Genomic DNA, 1271 nt, shown 5'->3' on the forward strand with positions numbered 1-1271 from the left:
TGACCTGCCACTGAACTTTCAACCAGTCGGAACCGGAGCCCTTTGGATTGATACGCCGATTGGCGCAGGTGGAGCAACCGACAGCCGCGCGGAGCTTTCAGATCGCGCAGCGTGGCTGTCGGTTGCGGTGAACAGGCGCTCGGCGAACGCCTTGGGCGTCTGATAGCCAAGCGCCGAATGGGGTCGCTCCTCGTTGTAATCTGCCGCCCATACCCGGATCACGGCGCGGGCATGGGCCATGTTGCGGAACATGGTCTCGTTGAGGAGTTCGTCGCGCATGCGGCCGTTGAAGCTTTCCACGAAGCCGTTCTGCATCGGTTTGCCGGGCGCGATGTAATGCCATTCGATGCCTTGCTCGGCGGCAAAGGTTAAGATCGCGTTACTGGTAAGTTCGGTGCCGTTGTCCGAGACGATCATGCCGGGCTTTCCGCGCCGTTCGATCAGGGCTGCCAGTTCCCGCGCGACACGCCGCCCCGAAATCGATGTGTCCGGGATCGCCGCCAGGCATTCCCTCGTCACGTCATCGACCACGTTCAGGATCCGGAAGCGCCGGCCACAGGCAAGCTGATCATGCACGAAGTCCAGAGACCAGCGGGCATTGGGCTGCGCCTCGACCAGGATCGGTGCCCGGCTGCCAATGGCTTTGCGCCTGGCCCGGCGTTTGCGCACCGCCAGCCCTTCCTCGCGGTAGAGCCGGTAGACACGATTGATCCCTGATGGCTCGCCCTCCCGGCGCAGCAGCACGAACAGCCGCCGGTATCCGAACCGGCGCCGCTCATTGGCCAGCTCGCGCAACCGCTGGCGCAGCTTCGTCTCTGCCGGCCTGGCAGACCGGTAGCGGATCATCTTGCGATCCGCACCGACAATCTTGCAGGCCCGCCGTTCCGACAGGCCCATCTTGGCCCGCAGATGCGCGACGGCGGCACGCTTCACCGCGGGCCTCACCACTTTTTTGACAAGAGCTCCTTCATCGCCGCCGCGTCGAGCATTTGCTCGGCCAGCAGCTTCTTCAGCTTGGCGTTCTCGTCTTCCAGCGCTTTGAGGCGTTTGGCGTCGGAAACCGTCATGCCGCCATACTTGGCTTTCCAGGCATAGAAGGTGCCCTCCGACATCCCATGCTTGCGGCACAGATCGGCGCACTTCGCGCCCACCTCATGCTCCGTCAGGATGCCGATGATCTGCTCTTCACTGTATCTCGTTCGTTTCATTGTCCGTCCTCATGTTGGGGCGGACTCTAGTTCCAAATGGTGGAAAAATCCCGTGGCAGGTCA

Annotated in this window: 1 protein-coding gene and 1 pseudogene; both read right to left on the bottom strand. The window is 62.6% G+C overall.

What is annotated here, in order from left to right; genetic code table 11:
• Nucleotides 1-18: 18 nt before the first annotated feature.
• A complete protein-coding gene (locus IT775_RS21135) occupies nt 19-1128 on the bottom strand; it encodes an IS3 family transposase (protein WP_343231178.1) in 1110 nt (369 codons plus the stop codon).
• Nucleotides 1056-1208: pseudogene (locus tag IT775_RS21380) on the bottom strand (transposase); the annotation flags it as partial. The pseudogene IT775_RS21380 and the gene IT775_RS21135, both read right to left, overlap by 73 nt.
• Nucleotides 1209-1271: the final 63 nt, after the last annotated feature.

Origin of the sequence: Thalassovita aquimarina, assembly GCF_018219815.1 — a bacterium.
Taxonomy (GTDB): domain Bacteria; phylum Pseudomonadota; class Alphaproteobacteria; order Rhodobacterales; family Rhodobacteraceae; genus Thalassobius; species Thalassobius aquimarinus.